Origin of the sequence: Mesorhizobium sp. M4B.F.Ca.ET.089.01.1.1, assembly GCF_004022605.1 — a bacterium.
GTDB classification, from domain to species: Bacteria; Pseudomonadota; Alphaproteobacteria; order Rhizobiales; family Rhizobiaceae; genus Mesorhizobium; species Mesorhizobium abyssinicae.
Genome location: NZ_RZOS01001330.1, coordinates 1 through 500, shown reverse-complemented (window position 1 = coordinate 500; position 500 = coordinate 1). Strand labels below are relative to the sequence as shown.

Genomic DNA, 500 nt, shown 5'->3' with positions numbered 1-500 from the left:
ACATGATGTCATAGAGGCTCACAATCGGTACTACATCGGGGGCGAAATCGGGCGGACCAATAACGACCCAGGCGCCTTCATTGACGGGCACTGCACCGGGCTGACCCGCGATGGTGATCGTCGCGTCTACCGGCCCGTCCGCAACATCGTCGAACCAACCGGGATTATTGAGGTAATCCTCTAGCCTTGGCGCCGGTGCCACCCAGCTTTGTGACTTTCCTTCGCCGCCCAAAACGACCAGCCGGCCGCTCGCATCCGTACACACTTCCCCTAGAAATACATCCACACCTCCTACGGTACCGGTTTTGCGGGGACCAAACGGCTGGTTCAGCCCCGCAACCGTGAAATCGACCGAGGCAACGAAGTCTTGGACGTTCCCGCCCGCTGGCGGAACGTTTCGGCGCACCCCCTGAGTGTTCGGCACGATAGCGAGGGAGTCGCCTAGGCCAGGCCCGGCAGTCATCTCCAAGCCGGCAGCCTTACTATTCGCGAGCGTCACT

Annotated in this window: 1 protein-coding gene; it reads right to left on the bottom strand. The window is 61.0% G+C overall.

Annotated features, from left to right (window positions below):
- The coding region (locus EN780_RS37390; protein ID WP_245500296.1) for a LodA/GoxA family CTQ-dependent oxidase at positions 1-463 on the bottom strand (463 nt) is incomplete at its 3' end.
- Between the last annotated feature and the right edge of the window lie 37 nt (positions 464-500).